At 61.8% G+C, this 795-nt stretch carries 1 protein-coding gene and 1 pseudogene; one reads left to right on the top strand and one right to left on the bottom strand.

The genetic code is table 11. The annotated features are described in order from the left end of the window. Positions 1-180: hypothetical protein (locus tag MOV75_RS40245; protein ID WP_247008399.1), on the bottom strand; the 180-nt coding region annotated here is incomplete at its 3' end. Between the two features lie 399 nt (positions 181-579). Here MOV75_RS40245 and MOV75_RS40240 point away from each other — a divergent pair. Further along, a pseudogene (locus MOV75_RS40240) lies at positions 580-795 on the top strand (Hpt domain-containing protein); the annotation flags it as partial.

Below are 795 nucleotides of genomic sequence, written 5' to 3'. Positions count from 1 at the left end.
CTCGAAGCTCGGCTCGTCGAAGATCGGGGGCGGCGGCGGCGCCACCGAGGACGCCGTCTCGTTGCGCATCGAGGCGCTGCGGCTGGTGTCCGCAGCGGTGTCGCTGATGTTGAGGGCTTCCTGGATCGCAGAAAGCGCAACTTCTGTCGGGTCTTTGACCTTTTTCGGAGTGTTCGCCATGTTCAGTCCGAGCCCTCGTTACTTGTACGCGTCCCCCCGCGAGCCCTGCGCACAACGCAAGCCCACAGACCGGATCATGCCGCTTGCGCGGATCTCCGAGCCGTCCCCACCCGGACGGCTTGTCCGCCAATTTCTGCAACATCCTATTGGCAGAGCGTCGCGAATGAAATGCCCGCGATTAAGACATTCTTAATCATCGTTAACAGGATCGGGCCCTAACGCCTTAGCAATAAATGCAATTCTCCACCGGACGTGGCTAATTGCGGCAACTTTTCGTCAATAAACGGGCAGATCTGCGTCAAACAGCCCAAACATTTCGTTAACCATTTCCATGCTTGGGTGAGGTGAAATTCGCCCGCCGGACCGGCGGAACCGTCGCGCGATGCCGGGGCCTGCGCCATGACGCCTGAACTGCAACGGATGGACTGGATGCCCTCGCCCCCGCTTGCACCCATCGACAGCCCGCTCGACCTCGACCATCTCTCCCGGATGACGCTCGGCGACGCTGAGCTGGAACAGGAAGTGCTGGCCATGTTCGCCGAGCAGGCGGTCCGCCTGATGGCGGCGATGGCCACGCTGCCGGCCGAGGCCGCTGCACTTGCCCACAAGCTCAAG

Origin of the sequence: Bradyrhizobium sp. PRIMUS42 (assembly GCF_023006515.1) — a bacterium.
Taxonomy (GTDB): Bacteria; Pseudomonadota; Alphaproteobacteria; order Rhizobiales; family Xanthobacteraceae; genus Bradyrhizobium.
This window is presented reverse-complemented; position numbering and strand designations above follow the sequence as displayed.